We start from the raw sequence: 17,852 nt of genomic DNA, 5'->3' as shown, positions 1-17,852 counted from the left end.
CCGGGGCCGCCTCTGCGATTTGGGCCCTAGCTCCAGGGGCCGAGGACCGTCAGCGTCGGCTTTCGGTACGAGACCTCGACGCCACCGCCCACCGTGACCGTGACGAGCTCAAGTGCCAGTTCACAGAGCACTTCCCCTGCGATACCGGCGAGCTGGGCGCGGGTCTTGACTGCCGCATCGGCGAGGATCCGAGAGGGCGAACTGAACTCGAACCGTCCGAGGTCGTAGCGCCCCGCCAGTCGGAAGACCACGGTGGTCGCGGGCTGCGGAGCCCGCAACTTCTTCGCCAGCGCCGCCCGTTCTTCGGAGGACTCGGGGCAGCCACAGGCAGTCCCCTGGACCTCGGTCGGCGAGAGGAACAGGACGCCGTCACAGTGGTGGACGAGTCCCTGCGGCCCCCAGAGTCGGAGCTCTGTCGTGACGGAGTCCGCGCCGTCGAGGACGATGCGAACCGCAGGCGAGCCGGTCACTACCCCCTGGGCCCAGTCGTCGGCCGTTGCACCGCCGAGGAGTTGAGAGACCGCTACAGCAGTCTCCGGGGTGGTGGTGGAGACCCGCCAGTTGGGTAGCGACTCGGGGCGGTTGTCGATTCGGCGGCCGGTGTGGAAGCGGCCCACGACTGCGTCGTTGGGCGCGCAGACCGCCAGCGCCACGTGGGGGTCAACCCTCTTGCGCGTGTCCTTGCCACCGGCGGACTCCCGCTCGCGGAGCGCTGCGAGCGAGCCGTCGATTGCGCGGCTGGGGCAGGGGAAGCTGGTAGTGGCCAGTGCTGACCGAGCCGCCGTCGCTGGGGCCTGAAGGGCCTTCAGGTAGGCCGCCGCCGAGCGGGCGTCCGGCTGGGCAGTGCGGAGGGAGAGCTGGGGCATGCGGCTCCTCTTGCGGTGGCCGACGAGCTGCAACCCGGGCTACCGCATGGCGACATCGTGGATGGGCGGTTGAGGGGAGGGGCGGCTCCCGACTGGGAGCGAGAAGGCGGCGATCGGACGTCAGCATCGAGATCGCGGGAGCCGGACTGGCCGCGGTCTGTCGCGGCGGCACGGCGGAGAAGCTGCGTCGCGTCCAGCGGGGTGCGGACGGGCAGCTGGGAACAGACCCGTCAGATGGGTCTGGGGGAGTCGCTGGGGGCGGTCGCGGCCGGGGCCGAGACGAATAGCGCGGTGGTGACCTGGCAGGAGCTGCGGGCTGCGGCTGCGTGTTGCTTGGGCGGCATGCGAGTTCCTCCTCGGTGGCTGGTGGGCTGCAACCCCTGCACCGTGGTCGATCGTCGTGGATGGGCAGTTGCGCGGGTGGTGGCCGCGTGGGGTGTGACAGTAGCTCTGGATTCCGGCCGCACCAAACGGCTGGCAGGGCGTGGTGAGCACGCTAGAAGCTGCCCGGCCGTTTACCAAAAAAGATCTTGGTGAAGGTCCGGGCAGGTCACTCGTCGGTGTGGACCGGCTCGGACGGCATCTTGCCGCCCTTGAGGAACTCCTGGACCAGGGCGGTCGGCGAGTGCTTGCGGTACTCGAAGGAGAGACCGATCGCGATCTTCCCGCGCAGCCGCTTGCAGTTGTGGGGGAAGTCCTTGCAGTACTTCTCGGCGGCGGCCAGGGCCTTGGCCGTGAACTCGGCGCCCTGCGCGGTCGTCCGGTAGCCGTAGATCACATGGTCGGCCAGCTGCTGCATGATCTTCTCCTCCGGAGAGGTCGCCGGGCCGAGGAAGTCCTCCAGGCTCAGGTCGAAGACCCTGGCGAAGCCGATCGCCTCGTTGAGGTTGATCCGCCGACGCGGCTCGCCGCTCTCGATGCGCCATACCGAGGACTGGTTGATCGGGTAGCCGGCCTCCGTCATGCGCTTGGCCAGTTCGCCGGTGCTCCAGCCGCGGAGCTCACGCTCCAGCCGGACCCGTTCGGCGGCGTTCTCCTCGCTCAAGCCGGCGACAGGGGCCTCGCCGGTCGCACTGCCTCCAGACTCCTCCTTCACCGGCTCGCCGGAAGATCCCTCCGCTGCCTTGTCCTGCCCAGGCACTCGATTCACCTCGCATCCATTTCCGAGGCGACTTGCATAACGGCCGCCGAGGTGCCATGGTGATGCATAGCGCAAGGCTTGTCAAGCCAAACCGCATCGCGGCTCGGCCTGCTGCCTGCCACCCCGAAAAGGCCGAAGGCCCCCGGTGCGATCAACACCGAGGGCCTGAAAGGTCCAAAACCGCCCATCCACGACGATCGACCACGGTGCAGGGTTGCAGCCCATGCGCACCGAGGAAGGACCAACGTGCTCCAGCGTACGGCGTCGCCCCTGTGCGGCGCACCTGTCTCGTACAGCTCCGCCCCGAAGGCGGGGTGGTAGGCCATGGCGCGCATCCGCACCATCAAGCCCGAGTACCCCGTCTCGGAGGACTTGGCCTCGGTGTCCCTGACCGCCGAGCGTACGTTCCTGTGCCTGATCACCCAGGCCGATGACGAGGGGCGCCACCGCGACAACGCGGCGGTCCTCAACGGCGCTCTGTGGTCGCTGCGGCCCGAGCACACCCCGCTCGACACCGAGGACGAGCTGCGCCAGCTCGCCGAGACCGGCCTCATCTGCCGGTACACCGGCTGCGACGGCCGCCAGTACCTCCACATCACCAAGTGGCGCGAGCACCAGAAGATCTCCCACCCGACGGCCTCCCGCCTGCCCTCCTGCCCGGCCCACGAAGCCGGTCGCGGGTGCGGTAAGTGCAAGGCCAAGGGCTGCACGCGCCCCGCTCCGGAGAACTTCTGGAGCCTTCCGGAGCCGATCGTGACCGGTGCGGAAGCCCTCCCCGGGCCTCTCGTCAGCGAGCCCGTCGCCGGCGACCTCCTGCCGGGCTCCACAAGTGCTGCCGCGGCGGCAGCGATACTCCCGCCGGGAGAAGTCGCAGGTCAGAGCGCATCTCCGGAGGCTCTCGTGAGGACTCCGGAGAGTCTCGTGCCTGGACCATGGACCTTGGACCATGGACCTTCCCCTAAGGGGGGCGGCTTCGCCGCGCCCGCCCCCACACCCTCGTCGGCAGCAGCTGACGGGAAGGGGCCGGTCCGCGTCGGCACATCGGCGGCCGAGCCGCTCGTGAACGCCGGCACCCTGCTGGCCGAGTACATCGCCGGCTGCCCCGCGCCGGTGCCCGCCAAGGTGAAGGGCCACCTCGCCAAGGTCATCAAGGAACTGCTCGACACGGGCACGCACCCCGACCACGTCCGGGCCGGGCTGGCCCTGTGGGGCGAGAAGGCGCTGAGCCCCAGCCTGCTGCCGAGCATGGTCCACCAGGCGCTCAACGCCCGGCCCGCCCACACGGCACGCTCCGGGCACACCGCCGCCCGCTCGCCCTACCAGGCCTTCACCAACCCGGCCGACGCCCGCGCCTACTTCGAGGGGGAACTGTGACCAGCCTGCCCGCACCCCGCCGCGCCGCCGACCGCGACCCCCAGCCCGCCTCGGGCGCCGTCCGGCGCCTCCACCGGCTCATGGCCGACCGGGGCATCGACCCCGACCGGCCCCTGGCCGACGCCGACGAGCCGTCTACCGCGCTGGAGCTCGCGGACCGCCGCATCCCGCCGCGCTACCGCCTCGCCGTCGCCGACCACCCGGACGTGGCCACCTGGGTCCAGCAGGTCACCCTGGCCTGCCGCCCCGGCCCCGGCGGCACGCCCGGCATCGCCCAGGGCCCCTCGCTCCTGGTCGCCGGACCCACCGGCTCCGGCAAGACCCACCAGGCGTACGGCGCGATCCGCAGCCTGCTCGCGGCCGGGGTACGGCTGCGATGGGCGAAGATCAGCGCCACGGAGCTGTACGCCGCCCAGCGGCCCCGCCAGGGCGTCGACACCGAGCGGGAGATGCGCGAGCTGATGACCTGCCCGCTGCTGTTCCTGGACGACCTCGGCGCCGCGAAAGCGTCCGAGTGGACCGAGGAGCTGACCCTGCGGCTGGTCAACTACCGCTACGAGTACATGCTCCCGACGCTCTTCACCACCAACCTGCCGCTCGGCGAGATCAAGGGCGCGCTCGGCGACCGCACCGCCTCCCGCCTCGCCGAGATGTGCGAGCGCGCCATCCTCACCGGCACCGACCGCCGCCGACGCACCGCAGCGTAGGCCCGCAGAGCCGCCTCGCCCACGTCCTCGGCCCGCACCGCCAGGCCCGACGCGCGACCGCCACGTCGCGCCCGGCCTCGGCGTGCCAACCCATACCTTTCCCCGCCACCGCCCGGCCACCTCGCGCTGCCCACGCGCGGCCGGGCCACCTGGAGCACCCCACATGACCACTGCCTCGATACCCGGTGCCCGCACGGCACCCGCCCGCGCCACCGCCTGGGACCGCCTCGCCGTCGCGTTGCTCGGCGTCATCGGCTTCGTCCTGTCCTACGACGCCCTGCAGCAGATGGCCGCCGCGACCCACGTCCGCAGCCCGCTCACCTACCTGTTCCCGATCATCGTCGACGGCTTCATCGCCTACGGCGTGCGGGCTCTGCTCGTCCTTCGCGACGCCCGCTGGCCCGCCCGCGCCTACGCCTGGATGCTCTTCGCCGGGGCCACCGCCACCAGCGTGTGGGCCAACGCCCTGCACGCCATCCGCCTCAACCAACTGCCCGCCGCCAGCAGCGGACTGAAGCTCGGCAACACCGTCGTCGGCGTCCTGTCCACCCTCGCCCCGCTCGCCCTCGCCGGAGCCGTCCACCTCTACATCCTCATCGCTCGCCACGGCCACACCGCCACCGGCGGTCAGCAGATCGCCCCTGCGCACGACGGGCCTTCGGCCGACCCGGTCCCGGCAGGCCACGGCTCGGATGTCCAGCCGCAGCAGGCGGAGGACCGCAGCGACGAGAACGCGCTGCTGACGCTGCTGTCCGCCGCCGGCCTTCTGCCTGAGGAGTGGAGCGGCGCACTTCCCGGTCCCCAGTCGGCAGAAGCCGACGACCAGCCGGTCGGCACTCGGGAAGTGCCGGCGGACGGGCAGGCCGAACCCGTCGGCCCGCCGGACGGCTCCCGCGCTGGGGAACCCGTCGCCACCGCGCAGGACAAGCTGATCGGCCGCCCGCCCGGTGCGCCCATGGAGCAACTGGTGGAGGTCGGCCTCCAGGCCGCCATCGCCCATGGTCGGCTCACCCGCGCGGTCGTCGAGCAGGCCGTCCGGGAGGCCGGCCTTCCGCTCGGCAGTACCCGCTTCACGGAGCTGATGAAGAAGCTCCGCCGCGAGTGGGACGGCGAGCAGGGCCGTCAGCTGCCCGAACCTGACTGACCGTTCGCGTGTCCGGCTGACCGGCCCGCATCGGTCGGCCGGACACCGACTTCTGCCGACTCGCAGGCGTGGTCGGCAGAAGTCCACCGCCCCCGGTCACCACACCCTGCATAACTCGTCTTCGCCACGGACAGCCCTTCCCGCACGCCAGTCCACGCCCGGAAGGTTCTGCCCGACGCGCCGCCCATACCCGTGAACTCCGGCAGGACCAAACCGGCAACCACCCGGACACTGCCCACCCACACACCCACCAGCCCGAATCGCCAGCCGCCACCGAGGAACAACACGCGTGAACGCCGTCCGCCGAACCCTGAACAGCCTGCTCGGGAAGCCTGTAAACTCCCAGAACCGCAACGGAGTTGACCACCCCCACGCCAACAGCGGAGCAAGCGAGTGCGTACGGGGCCCCTACGGGGCCACGTACGCGGACGTCCCCGCCCAGGAGGGCGTGGACGAGCCAGTGCTGCCGAGGGCGGCAGCACCGGAGCTTCACCGCGAGGGCGCGGCGAAGGAGGAGAAGCCCACCAACGCTCCGTCCGCGCGTACCACCGACCTGCCGCCGCTCACCGTCGTCAGCCCTTCCGCGAGCGCCCCCAGTCGCAAGCAGCGCGCTCCGAAGCGTCGCCGCCGTGACAGCGAGAACCCCCTGACGACGAAGGTCGGCTTCCGCTGCACCGAAGAGCAGAAGACGCGCATCGAGCAGCTGGCCGCCGCAGCCGAACTGAACGTCGCCGACTACCTGGAGCGCAAGGCGCTGGCCGAGGACCTCGCCGACATCACCACCCGCGACGAGCGGCTGGAGCGGGCCATCACGGCACTCGACGCGGCACGCGGCCAGCTGGCGCCAGTTGGCAACAACGCCAATCAGATCGCCTACCAGCTCAACCTAGGCGCCAGCATCGAGCCGGGCCCGGCGGGGGCCGTCCTCGACAGGGCCCTGGCCCTGGTCGCCGAGGTCCGCACAGCTGTCGCGGAGGTCGACGCGTCGGCCATGCGCCTGGCGAAGGCGAAGCGCCGATGATCAGCAAGCCCATACGCGGATCCAAGACGCACGGCGCGCTCAAGTACCTGTTCGGCCCCGGCCGGCACAACGAGCACACCGACCCGCACATCGTCGCCTCCTGGGACGGCTTCGCCCCCGACCCCGGCCGCGACCCAGGCGAACCGGATGCCACCCTCGTCCAACTGCGCGACGCGCTCGACCTGCACGTGGTCCGCTACGGCAAGCCGGTCACTCAGCACGTCTACCACCGACCTGTGCGCGCGGACCCGACCGATCGCATCCTCAGCGACGAGGAGTGGGCGGTGATCGCTCGGCGGATTGTGGCCGCCGCCGGCATCGCGCCCGAGGGCGACCCGAACGGCTGCCGGTGGGTCGCCGTGCGCCATGCCGACGATCACATCCACATCCTGGCCACCGTCGTCCGGGCGGACCGTACGCAGGCTCGCCTGCGCGGTGACCAGTACCGCGTCGAAGCCGAACTCACCGAGATCGAACGCGAGTACAAGCTCAAAGACCTCTCCGACACCCGCACCCGCGAGTACCGGAATGCGATCCCCAAGCGCGCCAAGGGCAAGGAGCTGCACAAGGCCCAGCGCCTCGGCCAGGAGGGCACCGACCGAGACCGCCTGCGCACCGCCGTACGCCAGGCCCTGGCCGGGGCTGCGAACGAGGAGGAGTTCACCGCCCGGCTTGCCGCGAAGGGCGTTCTCCTCGCCGTGCGCCGCGCGCCCTCCGGCGACGTGACCGGCTACAAGTTCGCCCTCCCCAGCGGCGACGAGAGCGGGCCGATCTGGTTCTCCGGCAGCAAACTCGCCTCCGACCTCACCCAGCCGAAGATCCAGGCACGTTTCGCCCTCGGCGTCGACGAACCCGCCTACCCCACGCCCGACCCCCGCACCTGGCCCGCTGACGGCCGCCACCGGGCCAGCACCACCATCGAACGCGCCTACCCGGCCTTCGACGACCAGGACGCCGCCCGCGCGGAAGCGGTGATCCGAGGCGGCCTCGAAGTCCTCGACACGCTCGCCGCCACCAGCCCGACCCTCAGCAGGAAGGAACTCCACCAGGCAGCACGGGCCCTGGAGTACACCCGCACCGCCCACACCCGCGCAGCCGGCGCCGACCTGCGCGCGATGCGCTCCGCCGCCCGCGAACTCCTCCACGCCGGACCCGCCACCGGCCGCGGTGAGGACGGCACGGCCGCCGCCACAATGCTGACCAGCCTCGTCCTGCTCGCCATCGTGATCGCCAAGTGGCACGCCGCCCAAGGACACCGCCACCAGGCCGACGCCGCCCGCACGGCGGCCGACCACCTGCGCGCCGCCTACACCCGGCACGCGACCAAGCCGATCGCCCACCTCACCCTCGAAGGCCGGCTCCTCCCGAAGCCGGACCACGACCGGCAGGCCGACGCCGTCCGCCGCACCCTGCCCGCCGACCAGGTCGCCCGGCTCCTCGCCGAGGAGAACTGGGCGGCCCTCGCCGCCACCCTCGCCCAGGCCGAAGCCACCGGCCACGACCCGACCACCCTGCTCACCAACGCCGCCGGGCGGCGCGAACTCGCTACCGCCGACTCACCCGCCGCCGTCCTCACCTGGCGGATCCGCCGCGACGCCGGCCTCCCCACCCCCGCACCGGCCGCCACCCCCGACGAACTGCGCACCAGGGCAGCCCGCGCCCGCACGACCAGCCGCACCACCGGCACACCGGCTACCCCGGTCATCACACCCCCGGCGCCGGTCGCCCCCGACCAGGTGCGCCGGACACGCTGACCAACCCTGGTGGGCGGGAACGGAGCCTCCGCACCCGCCCACCAGCCCCCACCCACCAATCCCGCCCAGCACGGACATCACCCGTCAGCCGCCACCGAAAGCAGGCCCCAGCCAACGAAGCAGACCGCCGGGACTTCCCGAGGAAACCCGGCGGCCGGAGCGCCACAACTACCCTGCAGCAAGGTGACGGTGTCGATTCGATGTCCTTCTCGCTGGGAGGGATCCATTCCGGCAGCGCACGTCGTATGGTCCCTTGCTGCCCCGCTGCCGACCCGAAGGGACCGTATGACCGACTACGACCACGACTTCTACAAGCCCGCCCCCGAACCCGCGCGTGCTGTCATCCGCGCCGTCCCGCACCCCACCGAGCTCAACCCCCGCGGCATCACCATCACCTGCACCGGCTGCGGCGCCCGCCGCGACTGGCTCCTCCTCGCCGTCCACGACCAGATCTTCGTCCGCTGCCGCTGCGCCCACGAATGGCGCGAGCCTGACCTCACCCGGGCCGACTTCGACCGGCACTACGTCGAACCCGAGCACGAATGGGACGACTTCGACACCGCCATGAGAGCCCTCGCCTTCGACGGCCTCCTCGCCGGAACGACCTGGAACCTGGACTGACGTCCACGCCGCACCCGCCACTGTTCACCTCCGACGCTTGCCGCGTCACGCCCGGACAAGCGAGAACAGCGGGGCACACGGACGGCGCTTCGGCTACCGGCGGAGGTCGACCTGGATGACGGCATGGCGGCCGTTGGTACGCCACGGCGTCCCGGCGCTGTCGAGCTGAGCGACGACGGCAGCATCGACGCCGACGATCACGTCCGACTTCAGCGTCCGCAGCGCCGTGACGGCTGAGGGGAAGTGGCCGGCCACCTCGGTGAACGCAGTGGTGGGCGGCCACAGCTGATCGCCCACCAGTCGACGGTAGTTGAGGTCGCCCTTGAGGATCGTCATCGCTGCGCCGACGAACTCGGACCGGAGGTCGGCGGGCATGTCGTGGAACGACAGCGGCGCGCAGAAGAACGGGTGCGTGCGGACCACGAGCGCGCCGCTGTTCATCGCTCGCCACAGCCGTTCGCCGATCGTCGCGGCAGCCGCAGTGGTGGCGGTGCGCAGGCGCTGGACGGTGGCGAGGACGTCGGCCATCGTCGCGTCCGACACGTAGTACGGCTGCGGCTTCACGTACACGACCACCTGTGCTGCCAGGCCGGAAGCCAGGAGGTGGTCGACCAGCACCAGGTCCGGCAGGAGCTCCCGGCTGGCGTTGTCCGCGATGATGCAGACACGCCCGCCTTCGGCCCGCTCCAGCTCGGCCCAGAGCGACTCGCTGTCGTCGGCCACCAGGTCGGACGCGATCGACCCTCCGGCCTCCGCCGTGATCTGGAAGCTCAGGTCGGCGCGGTTGCCCCAGAGCGCCGATGAGAGAAGCGCGGCGGCTCGCTTGTCGGTGAAGTCCGAGGGCAGGTCGCCGAGGGCCGCCAGCTCGGCGTCGACGGCCGGACCGGCGAGTTCGGCGTCCTTGAACGGCGCGAACGGGTCGATGCCCTGCCACGCACCAGGCCGGAAGTAGCCGGTGGCTTCGAGCAGCCTGCGGTAGAAGTAGCTCTCGGCCCACAGGAACGGCGCCTCGCCCCACGGCCGTCCGAACAGGCCGTCACCCCACTCCAGCCACTGCTGGTGATCGTGGGCACTGGTGCTGAGCGGCTGCAGCACACCGTCAGTGCTCTCGGCGAGGAGCTCCTCGATCGCGGCTCGCTCGCTCGGCCCGTACGGCAGTGCATCGAGCACCTGCTGGATGAGCTTCGGGTGCCGTTCGTGGAAGACGTCCCGAGCGAACGAGCCGGGGGTGCCGCTCAGGATCACGGGTGCGGTGGGCATGCTCAGATTCGTCCTTCAACGGGGCTGTCGGCGGGTTCGGAACTGGCCGGTTTCGGCGTCGCAGACATGGATCTTCGCGGTGCCCGAGCTCACCGCCAGGTAGGAGCCCGCGGCGTCGACGGCGATCGAACGCGCCCACCTTGCGGGTTCACGAACCGGATGGGGCGCCGACCCGTAGAGGTGAACGGAGCCGCCGCTGACCACAATGACCGCCACCGAACGCTCATGGGATCCCGCCCGCGCAGCGGGTTCCCGCACCAGCAGCAAATGCCGCGGTGGTGCGAGCGATCACGCCACAGCAGTGAGTTCCCGTGCCCGCTCCGCGAAGTCCACCACCAGGCGGTGACCGCCGAACGGCTCCATACGGCGCTGGAGGTCCTGGACGGCTTCGATGGCGCGGGAGGACTGCACCTGCTTGGTGAGCGAGAGAGTCCGTACACCGGCTGCGTGCGCTGCTTCAAGGTCGTTGCGCTGCAGGTGCGATACGGCCAGTGCCGCCTGGGACATCGCGCCGCGCCGGGCACGCTTCTGCTGCCTGGCGTGATCGATGGAGAGGCGGGCGTGCTCGGCCGCATGGTCTGGCTGGCCGAGGTCGCGGAAGGTGTTGGCGTGCTCGCCGTGGAGGTAGGCGGCGTCGATGAACTTCGCCCACTCGGGGTCCTCGTCCGGCTGGACCCGCTCGAAGGCGGCCTCGGAGCGGACGATGGCCTGAGCGGCGCCGACCTTGTCGCCGAGCTTGGCGAGCGCGCGAGCCTCCAATGCCCAGAGATCGGCGAGGCAGGAGGGCGAGGAGACTCCGGCGAGTCCGGCCCGTCCGGCTTGGGCGAGGCGGCGGCCCTCCTCGGGATGGCCGAGAAGGGTGGCCTGGTCGGCCATGCCGGCCAGCACGTGGGCGCCGAGCGCGGGGTTGTGCGATTCCTCGGCGAGACGGAGGGACTGGATCAGGTAGCGCTGGGCGGTGCCGTGTTCGCCGTTGTCGTAGGCCATCCAGCCGAGGAGGTAAGTCTGTTCGGCGGCGGCCTCACACAGCGCCTGCCGAACTTGCTCGGTGTAGGTGCGGCGGAGGAGCGGGTAGACGTGAGCGTTCATGTACTGGGCGAGTGCGAGCCGGCCTGAGCCGCCGCCCTGGAAGATGTCCATCTGCTGGAACGCGCCGAACATGTTCCGGACAGCCGTCACGTCTTCCAGCCGTACCTGTGGTCCGGGAGTAGGGGACTGGTCCAGCGTGCTCAGCAGCCAGTCACGCGATGGCCCGACGCCGGCGACAGCGGCGAACGGTGCCATGGCCAGGAACTTGCGACGGTCCACGTCAGCTCTCCCCAGGTTGGTGACGGCTTCCACGGTAGCCGCGTACGAGGAGTTGTACACCAGTGAGCGATCGGCGGACGGGGCGTCTGCGAGGCCGAGATCGTAGGTGGTGACCCGGTAGCCGAGTTCGGCGGAGAACACGTCAGCCAGGATGTCCGGCACCGGCTGGCGTGGAATCTCGCCTCCCACCCAACGACGGACGCTCGTCGTGTCCGGCGCGATGTGAGGCTGGCCCCACTCCTTCGCCTTCGCACGAACTCGCCTGCTCAGCTCACCCCGGCTGATGCCGGACTGCTCCAGCAGCTGCTCGAGTTTGGTGTTCACCGGTTTCATCGCCAAGGCCCCCAGCACGATCGGTAGCGGAAGTAACACCCTTCGACACCCCCGCCGACATTACTCCCGATTACTCAACGGCGGTTACCTGGTTGCCCGAAGTGATCTGCACCGCTTGAGGAGTACTCAGCCATGAGGACCGAGAGCACAGCAACTGACGTAACGTCACTCGGTTCTCCGGATGCCTGCCTCAACGCAGGGGAATCGAGCGACCCGCCCGAGGTCGCGAAGTCGACCGAGGGGAGGTGGTACCGCATGGGCCTCCCCCTGGTCCAGCCCGAGCACATGGAACCGGTACGCGAGATCATCCGCGCGCACCTGCGGCTCTGGCGCAAAGCCGAGTTGAGCTTCATCGCCGAGCTCGGCGTCACGGAGTTGCTCACCAACGTCTACAAGCACACCCGCGGTGACTGCGAGCTCGTTCTGTCGGAGACGGACTCCGGCGTCTTCGTCGGGGTCAGCGACTCCGACGTGACCCTTCCGGTGATCCGGGAGCCGTCCGACTACGAAGTCGGAGGACGAGGGCTGTCCCTGCTCGCGGCCATGGCGGATGGGTTCGGCACCGAGCCGTGCAGATCAGGCAAGCAGGTCTGGTTCCGACTCAGCCTCGAGGCATCAAGGTCCCACCAGGAGGAGAGCGCCGCATGACGTCGGCACCCACTCTGCCTGTCGCGCCGCCTGGAGGGCTCGGCATGGCCCAACCCGGCGTGCTCTACCGGTGCACCTCGTACTTCGACGTGCACGGCACCGAACTCGCCCAGCTCTTCGACTGGGAGGTACTGCCGAATGCGGAGGCCGCGTACAAGCGCCTGCGGCGAGCCGCTGCCGGCATCAGCCAAGCACTGAGCCGAAGCACGGACGCCGAGCTTCGAAGGTGGCTGGGCGACCACACCGTCCTTCCGTCCGTGGCCAGGGCGGTCGACGGCGGCAGTGGCTACGAACTTGAGCTGTGCGGCACCGGAGTCCGCATGGTGCTCGCCGTTCATCGCATCACCCTGCTGCCTCTGCTGAGTAGACGTCACTTCAGCTGTCCGGCGCTCGCACTGCGCGGGCGACGGCTCTGGGCAGACAGTCGCGACAGCGCTGGCTGACCCGGTCACCCCGCGTATCGCGGAGTGCGGCAGAGCTTGGTTCTGACGCCTGCGCGTGCTCGACGCTGCCTTCCACGCCTCACCACTGAGTCAACGACGTGCCTGTGCGCGCCCGAAAAACTCCTAACGCCCTACAAACAGCTGATTCGAATGGAGACCCCATGCCCGAGTCCGTGGTGAAACCCGGCCTGCCGGATCCGCCGTCCGGCTACCGATACCTCGACTTCTTGGGCGGCCCCAGCCACCTTGTCCGCGAGGACACCTGCCGGGGCTGCTTCATGAACCTCGCCGAACGAGAGCTGCCCGACATCCTCGCCCCCGTGTACGACGACGGCGTCATCACCGTCAGGCAGGACGCAGAGTGGGCCGTGCCCGGCTTCATGGTCGTCGGTGTCCGTCCGCACATCGGTGCGCTCGACCAGATGGAACTGCCGCTGGTGGAACGGCTCGGGCGGGTGACGCACTCCGTCCGGCGGGCCATGCGCGAGCGGCTGGGCCTGGCGGCGGTGCAGATGTACCAGGAGGAGAAGCTCGACCGGCCGCATTTCCACGTGTGGATGCTCCCGCTGTGGCCGGACACCATGGCGGCCCACCGCATCAACCCGCGGATCTACGAGTCCAACATCGCCCGCTACCTCACCCTGTTCACCCTCGAATCCCACGAGGCGGACATCCGCCGCTGCGCGGACGAGGTGCGCGGCTTCCTCACCGGCGTACCCGAGCTTGGCGCTGACACGCGCGCCTGAAGCCGAGCGAACCTCGCCCACAGCCGAACAGTCGGCGTTCCCGGCTACAGCCCTCGCGCCCAACTACCGCAGGCGGCCCGTCGCAACGGCGGGCCGCCGTATCGAAAGGAGATCGAACGAATGCGTATCGCACATGTCGCCCCCTTATGGGAGAGCGTCCCTCCCCGGGGCTACGGGGCGGTCGAGTCGCTGGTCGCCGACCTCACCACGACCCAGGTCCTCGACGGGCACGACGTCACCGTCTTCGCCTCTGGCGACTCCAAGGTGGCCGGCAACCTCCACAGCATCGGTACGACGGCGCTGCACGCGGACCCGAGTGTCAGCGAGCCCGAGGTCTACCGCATGCTCCAGCTCCAGGAGGTACGCGACCGTGCCTCCGAGTTCGACGTCATCCACTCGCACGTCCACTCCAACACCGGGTGTATGGCGATCCCGGCGCTCCACGGATTGCGAACCCCGGTGGTCCACACGGTGCACTGCTTCTTCAACGAGGACAACACGCCGCTCTTCCGCCGGTTCGCCGCCGAGCGTTACGTGGCGATCAGCAGAGACCAGCGCTCTCACCTGCCGGAACTCAACTACCTCCGCACGGTCCACCACGGCATCGACGTGGCAGCCTTCCCCTTCGGCACCGAGGCAGCCGACTCGTGGCCGTACCTGGTGTTCCTCGGCCGGATCCGACCCGAGAAGGGCGTCCACGTCGCCATCGAGGCGGCGCGCCGCGCAGGACTGCGCCTGAAGATCGCCGGCCGGATCAAGCCTGGTGACCGGGCGTACTTCGAGCAGCAGGTCCAGCCGCACGTGGACGGCGACCAGGTGTCCTTCCTGGGTGAACTCGACTTCCGGCAGAAGGTCGCCCTGCTCGCCGGCGCCGCTGCCACCCTGATGACCTCGCTCATCCCCGAGCCGTTCGGGCTCGTGCCGATCGAGTCGATGGCCTGCGGCACACCGGTTGTGTCTCTGCGCGCCGGGGCCGCCCCCGAACTCGTCCGAGACGCCGTCACCGGCTTCCTCGCCGACAACGCCCAGCAGATGGCCGACGCGATCCGTCGCCTGCCCTCGATCGACCGCGCCATCTGTCGCGCCCACGTGGCCTCGGAGTTCTCGATCCGCCGGATGGCGGACGGCTACCAAGCCGCCTACCAGATGGCCACGCAGGGCTGATCCGCTCGGCTTCGCACTGCTCAACTCACCTTCCCACTAGCGCCAGTGAGGCATCATGCGCAGTGTCATCCTCAGCGCGGGCAAGAGCTGTTTCGTGGCCTGCCCCGGCTGCTACAACTACTTCGGCCGCACGATCACCGAGACGCCCCAAGTGCTCAGGTTCGCGGCCGGCTTACGCGACCGGTTCGGCATCGAGAAGATCACCGTCGGAGGCGGCGACCCGCTCACCCGGCCGGACATCGTCATGTTGCTCAAGGGCCTCCACGATCTGGGCCTCCAAATCCACCTGGACACCGTCGGCACCGCCTTCCTCGGCGCAGCCCGGATCCGCTTCATGGGCACGGGCGCCGTCGAGCAGGTCGCCGCCGACGATGTGGCCGCCGTCAGCGACCTGATCGGCATCCCGCTCGACGGAAGCACCGACGCCGTGCAGCAGCAGTTCCGCCGACACGCGACCGTCACCTCGCAGCTAGCGGTCTTATCCCTCCTGGAGAAGGCCGGAGCCCGGATCTGCGTCAACACCGTCGTCCACTCCGGCAACACGGGTGACATCGCGGCGATCGCCGGGCTGCTGAGTGGGTTCGTCGGCATCGTGGAGTGGCAGCTCTTCCAGTTCATGCCGATCGGGCCCTTGGGTCACCGGAACCGCGAGCGCTACCTGATCAGCGAGGGCGACTTCCAGCGCGCCGTTGCCATCGCCCGTGACAACGCGCCCGGACACGTCAGGATCGCGGCCAAGAGCGCGGGCGGACGCAAGCACCGTTACCTGCTGATCGACTCCGCCGGCCTCGTGTGGACACCGGAACAGTCGCAGGAAACCGTTTGGCACAGCGAGGACGCCAATGACCGCCGGCACCTGATCGGCAACGTCAGCGATGCCGACATCCTCGACCGCCTCGCCGCGCTGGAGAACGCTGTCACGGAGGTCCCGGCATGACGGCCGCCGACCTGCTCGTCGTTGTCGCCCACCCCGACGACGAGACCCTGCACTGCGGCGGGCTCCTCCACCGCACCGCACTTCGCCGCGGCACAACGGTCACCGTCACCCTGACCCGCGGAGGCGCGGGGAGGACCCTCGGCATGTGCACCGAAGAGGACCTGCCCGCCATTCGTGAACAGGAGTTGCGTCGCGCCGCCGAGGCGCTCGGAGTCACCTGCGCCGAAGTGCACGACCTTCCCGACGGCAGCCTCAGCGACCACGAGGCGACCGGGACAGCTCTCGTTCTGGAGGCGCTGCATCGCTGGAAGCCCCATCGAGTGGTGGCCTTCCCACCGAACGGGATGAACGGCCACCCGGACCACCGTGCCGCACACCGGATCGCCCTCGCTGCGCTCGACCACTACGACGCCAGCCCGGACGTGCTCCTGGTGACCAGCACGATCCAGTACACCGAACCGGCCAGACCAGGCTTCCTGGACCCCAGGCAGGTCGAGGCGATGCGGCTGCCACCGACCCTGCGGATGCAGCTGGGCGATGCCCTGGAGACGAAGCTGCGCGCCATGGGCCACTACGAGACCCAGGCGCGCAGCGTCGCGAAGATCCTTCGCTGCTACCCGGAGACGCTTCTCACCGAGGCGTTCCACCGGGTGTCCGGCTGACGAGCCGACGGCTCACACGGCGGCGGTCAGCAGCTTGCGGACGTGTTCCACCGCCTCGGCCACCGGCACGGACTGGGTCTCGCCGGTGGCCCGGGTGGTGACCTCGACCGTGCCGTCGGCCAGGCCGCGGGCGCCGACTGTGATCCGGTAAGGAATGCCGACCAGTTCGACGTCGCGGAACTTCACACCGGGCCGCTCGTCACGGTCGTCCAGCAGGACGTCGACCCGCTCGCCCTGCAACTGGCGGTACAGACCCTCGGCAGCCTCGACCACCTTCTCGGCGCCGGTGCCGAGCATGACGACGGCCACCTCGAACGGGGCGACGGCGACGGGCCAAATGATGCCCTTGTCGTCGTGGTGCGTCTCCACGATGGAGGCCAAGGCGCGTTCCACGCCGATTCCGTAGCTGCCCATGATCGGGACGACGCGCTCGCCGTCCCGGCCGAGCACGGTCACGCCGAGGGTCTCGGTGTACTTGCGACCGAGCTTGAAGATGTGGCCCACCTCGATCGTGACCACCACCTCCAGCGGCGTGCCGCACTGGGGGCAGGGCTCACTGGCGGTCACCTCGCGCAGGTCCGCCCACCGCTGCACCGCGATGTCCCGCTCGACCGACACGCCGCGCAAGTGGACGCCGTTGGCGTTGGCGCCGGTGGTCATGTCGGTGCGGCCGCGCAGGGCTTCGTCCGCGAGGATGGGCAGCGCGGCGACGCCGACCGCGCCCAGGCTGCCGGGGGAGGCGCCGAGCGCCGCTTGGATCTCCTCGGCGGTCGCGGGCCGCACCACCGTGGCGGCGAGGTCGTCGATGAGCTTCTGCTCGACGAGGTTGTGGTCGCCACGGACCAGGATCAGGGTCAGCTGGTCGTCGACCACGTACACCAGCGTCTTGATCTGTCCCTCGGCCGGCACGTCGTGCTGGACGGACAGCTCCTCGATGGTGCGCGCGTTCGGGGTGTCGAACCGCTCGGGGGCGTCCAGGCCGGGGCCGTCCACCACGGCGGGCAGCGTGGATGTGGCCTTCTCGGTGTTCGCCGCGTAGTCGCATCCGGGGCAGCGGACCACCAGGTCCTCGCCGGCGTTCGACGGGCTCATGAACTCGACCGACGCGCTGCCGCCCATGCTGCCGCTGGACGCCTGCACCGGGATCGCCGGCAGGCCCAGGCGGGCGAAGATCCGCTCGTAGGCGGCCTTGTGCAGGTCGAAGGAGCGGTCGAGGCCGCCGGCCTCGATGTCGAAGCTGTACGAGTCCTTCATGGTGAACTCGCGTACCCGCAGCAGGCCGCTCTTCGGGCGGGCCTCGTCGCGGAACTTGGTCTGGAACTGGTACCACATCTGCGGCAGGTCCCGGTACGACTTCAGCTCCTGCGACAGGACGGTGAAGATCTCCTCGTGCGTCATGCCGAGCGCCAGGTCCGCGCCCTTGCGGTCCTTGAGTCGGAACATCTCCTCGCCCATCACCTCCCAGCGGCCACTGCGCTGCCAGATCTCCGCCGGGTGGAGAGCGGGCAGGATGAACTCCTGGGCACCGATCGCGGTCATCTCCTCACGGATGATGTCCACGATCTTGGCGCGGACGCGTACGGCCAGCGGCAGCAGGGAGTAGTGACCGGCCATGAGCTGTCGGACGAACCCTCCTCTCACCAGCAGGCGGTGACTCACCGCATCCGCGTCCGCCGGGTCCTCCCGGAGAGTGGGCACGTACAGCTGGGACCAACGCATAGGA

At 70.1% G+C, this 17,852-nt stretch carries 17 protein-coding genes; 12 read left to right on the top strand and 5 right to left on the bottom strand.

The annotated features are described in order from the left end of the window. Positions 1 to 26: 26 nt before the first annotated feature. Both AB0J08_RS32620 and AB0J08_RS32615 read right to left on the bottom strand, forming a co-directional pair. Positions 27 to 866: a hypothetical protein gene (locus AB0J08_RS32620; protein ID WP_360641471.1), complete on the bottom strand. Its 840-nt coding sequence runs from the start codon at positions 864 to 866 to the stop codon at positions 27 to 29. Between the two features lie 550 nt (positions 867 to 1,416). Beyond that, positions 1,417 to 1,911 (bottom strand): helix-turn-helix transcriptional regulator, encoded by a 495-nt coding sequence (locus AB0J08_RS32615; RefSeq protein WP_360641470.1) that lies wholly within the window; start codon positions 1,909 to 1,911, stop codon positions 1,417 to 1,419. A 420-nt stretch (positions 1,912 to 2,331) separates the two neighbouring features. On the opposite strand from AB0J08_RS32615, the gene AB0J08_RS32610 reads away from it, so the two are divergent. From AB0J08_RS32610 to AB0J08_RS32585, 6 genes are all read left to right on the top strand, one after another. Next, a complete protein-coding gene (locus AB0J08_RS32610) occupies positions 2,332 to 3,381 on the top strand; it encodes a hypothetical protein (protein WP_360641469.1) in 1,050 nt (349 codons plus the stop codon). Positions 3,382 to 3,461: 80 nt separating this feature from the next. Next, on the top strand, positions 3,462 to 4,088 hold the full coding sequence (locus AB0J08_RS32605; RefSeq protein WP_360641481.1) for an ATP-binding protein: 627 nt from the start codon (positions 3,462 to 3,464) through the stop codon (positions 4,086 to 4,088). Positions 4,089 to 4,251: 163 nt separating this feature from the next. Beyond that, entirely contained in the window at positions 4,252 to 5,232 is a 981-nt protein-coding gene (locus AB0J08_RS32600; protein WP_360641468.1) for a DUF2637 domain-containing protein, read from the top strand. Positions 5,233 to 5,680: 448 nt separating this feature from the next. Continuing rightward, complete coding sequence (locus tag AB0J08_RS32595) at positions 5,681 to 6,253, top strand: hypothetical protein (RefSeq protein ID WP_360641467.1); 573 nt, start codon at positions 5,681 to 5,683, stop codon at positions 6,251 to 6,253. Further along, entirely contained in the window at positions 6,250 to 8,007 is a 1,758-nt protein-coding gene (locus tag AB0J08_RS32590; protein ID WP_360641466.1) for a relaxase/mobilization nuclease domain-containing protein, read from the top strand. Before AB0J08_RS32595 ends, AB0J08_RS32590 begins: the two co-directional genes overlap by 4 nt. A 285-nt stretch (positions 8,008 to 8,292) precedes the next feature. Further along, positions 8,293 to 8,628 carry a hypothetical protein gene (locus tag AB0J08_RS32585; RefSeq protein ID WP_360641465.1) on the top strand — a complete coding sequence of 112 codons (336 nt, stop codon included), beginning with the start codon at positions 8,293 to 8,295 and terminating at the stop codon, positions 8,626 to 8,628. A 93-nt stretch (positions 8,629 to 8,721) separates the two neighbouring features. Here AB0J08_RS32585 and AB0J08_RS32580 read toward each other — a convergent pair whose 3' ends face one another. Further along, on the bottom strand, positions 8,722 to 9,888 hold the full coding sequence (locus tag AB0J08_RS32580; RefSeq protein ID WP_360641464.1) for a damage-control phosphatase ARMT1 family protein: 1,167 nt from the start codon (positions 9,886 to 9,888) through the stop codon (positions 8,722 to 8,724). A 288-nt stretch (positions 9,889 to 10,176) separates the two neighbouring features. After that, the gene (locus AB0J08_RS32575; RefSeq protein ID WP_360641480.1) at positions 10,177 to 11,529 is read right to left on the bottom strand and encodes a transcriptional regulator; all 1,353 of its coding nucleotides are present in this window, start codon (positions 11,527 to 11,529) and stop codon (positions 10,177 to 10,179) included. Between the two features lie 255 nt (positions 11,530 to 11,784). Between AB0J08_RS32575 and AB0J08_RS32570 the strand changes: the two genes are divergently transcribed. The 6 genes from AB0J08_RS32570 to AB0J08_RS32545 all read left to right on the top strand — a co-directional run bounded on the left by AB0J08_RS32570 (position 11,785) and on the right by AB0J08_RS32545 (position 16,129). Then, positions 11,785 to 12,177 carry an ATP-binding protein gene (locus AB0J08_RS32570; protein ID WP_360641463.1) on the top strand — a complete coding sequence of 131 codons (393 nt, stop codon included), beginning with the start codon at positions 11,785 to 11,787 and terminating at the stop codon, positions 12,175 to 12,177. A gap of 44 nt (positions 12,178 to 12,221) precedes the next feature. Next, the gene (locus AB0J08_RS32565; protein WP_360641462.1) at positions 12,222 to 12,620 is read left to right on the top strand and encodes a hypothetical protein; all 399 of its coding nucleotides are present in this window, start codon (positions 12,222 to 12,224) and stop codon (positions 12,618 to 12,620) included. A gap of 161 nt (positions 12,621 to 12,781) precedes the next feature. Next, the gene (locus AB0J08_RS32560; RefSeq protein WP_360641461.1) at positions 12,782 to 13,366 is read left to right on the top strand and encodes a hypothetical protein; all 585 of its coding nucleotides are present in this window, start codon (positions 12,782 to 12,784) and stop codon (positions 13,364 to 13,366) included. A 120-nt stretch (positions 13,367 to 13,486) separates the two neighbouring features. Further along, positions 13,487 to 14,530 (top strand): glycosyltransferase family 4 protein, encoded by a 1,044-nt coding sequence (locus AB0J08_RS32555; RefSeq protein ID WP_360641460.1) that lies wholly within the window; start codon positions 13,487 to 13,489, stop codon positions 14,528 to 14,530. A gap of 55 nt (positions 14,531 to 14,585) precedes the next feature. Continuing rightward, positions 14,586 to 15,467 (top strand): radical SAM protein, encoded by an 882-nt coding sequence (locus AB0J08_RS32550; RefSeq protein WP_360641459.1) that lies wholly within the window; start codon positions 14,586 to 14,588, stop codon positions 15,465 to 15,467. After that, on the top strand, positions 15,464 to 16,129 hold the full coding sequence (locus AB0J08_RS32545; RefSeq protein ID WP_360641458.1) for a PIG-L family deacetylase: 666 nt from the start codon (positions 15,464 to 15,466) through the stop codon (positions 16,127 to 16,129). Before AB0J08_RS32550 ends, AB0J08_RS32545 begins: the two co-directional genes overlap by 4 nt. A gap of 12 nt (positions 16,130 to 16,141) precedes the next feature. Here the strand turns inward: AB0J08_RS32545 and AB0J08_RS32540 are convergent, their stop codons facing one another. Beyond that, the gene (locus tag AB0J08_RS32540; protein ID WP_360641457.1) at positions 16,142 to 17,848 is read right to left on the bottom strand and encodes a proline--tRNA ligase; all 1,707 of its coding nucleotides are present in this window, start codon (positions 17,846 to 17,848) and stop codon (positions 16,142 to 16,144) included. Between the last annotated feature and the right edge of the window lie 4 nt (positions 17,849 to 17,852).

The organism is Kitasatospora sp. NPDC050463, from assembly GCF_040655255.1.
GTDB lineage: Bacteria > Actinomycetota > Actinomycetes > Streptomycetales > Streptomycetaceae > Kitasatospora.
The sequence above is the reverse complement of the archived record's forward strand: the minus strand, read 5'-3'. Positions and strand labels throughout refer to the sequence as shown.

Bases quoted from the DNA above. Each gene is read 5' to 3' on its own strand.
- AB0J08_RS32620 (WP_360641471.1), bottom strand. From the start codon at position 866: ATGCCCCAGCTCTCCCTCCGCACTGCCCAGCCGGACGCCCGCTCGGCG.
- AB0J08_RS32610 (WP_360641469.1), top strand. From the start codon at position 2,332: ATGGCGCGCATCCGCACCATCAAGCCCGAGTACCCCGTCTCGGAGGAC.
- AB0J08_RS32605 (WP_360641481.1), top strand. From the start codon at position 3,462: ATGGCCGACCGGGGCATCGACCCCGACCGGCCCCTGGCCGACGCCGAC.
- AB0J08_RS32600 (WP_360641468.1), top strand. From the start codon at position 4,252: ATGACCACTGCCTCGATACCCGGTGCCCGCACGGCACCCGCCCGCGCC.
- AB0J08_RS32590 (WP_360641466.1), top strand. From the start codon at position 6,250: ATGATCAGCAAGCCCATACGCGGATCCAAGACGCACGGCGCGCTCAAG.
- AB0J08_RS32585 (WP_360641465.1), top strand. From the start codon at position 8,293: ATGACCGACTACGACCACGACTTCTACAAGCCCGCCCCCGAACCCGCG.
- AB0J08_RS32580 (WP_360641464.1), bottom strand. From the start codon at position 9,888: ATGCCCACCGCACCCGTGATCCTGAGCGGCACCCCCGGCTCGTTCGCT.
- AB0J08_RS32575 (WP_360641480.1), bottom strand. From the start codon at position 11,529: ATGAAACCGGTGAACACCAAACTCGAGCAGCTGCTGGAGCAGTCCGGC.
- AB0J08_RS32570 (WP_360641463.1), top strand. From the start codon at position 11,785: ATGGGCCTCCCCCTGGTCCAGCCCGAGCACATGGAACCGGTACGCGAG.
- AB0J08_RS32565 (WP_360641462.1), top strand. From the start codon at position 12,222: ATGGCCCAACCCGGCGTGCTCTACCGGTGCACCTCGTACTTCGACGTG.
- AB0J08_RS32560 (WP_360641461.1), top strand. From the start codon at position 12,782: ATGCCCGAGTCCGTGGTGAAACCCGGCCTGCCGGATCCGCCGTCCGGC.
- AB0J08_RS32555 (WP_360641460.1), top strand. From the start codon at position 13,487: ATGCGTATCGCACATGTCGCCCCCTTATGGGAGAGCGTCCCTCCCCGG.
- AB0J08_RS32550 (WP_360641459.1), top strand. From the start codon at position 14,586: ATGCGCAGTGTCATCCTCAGCGCGGGCAAGAGCTGTTTCGTGGCCTGC.
- AB0J08_RS32545 (WP_360641458.1), top strand. From the start codon at position 15,464: ATGACGGCCGCCGACCTGCTCGTCGTTGTCGCCCACCCCGACGACGAG.
- AB0J08_RS32540 (WP_360641457.1), bottom strand. From the start codon at position 17,848: ATGCGTTGGTCCCAGCTGTACGTGCCCACTCTCCGGGAGGACCCGGCG.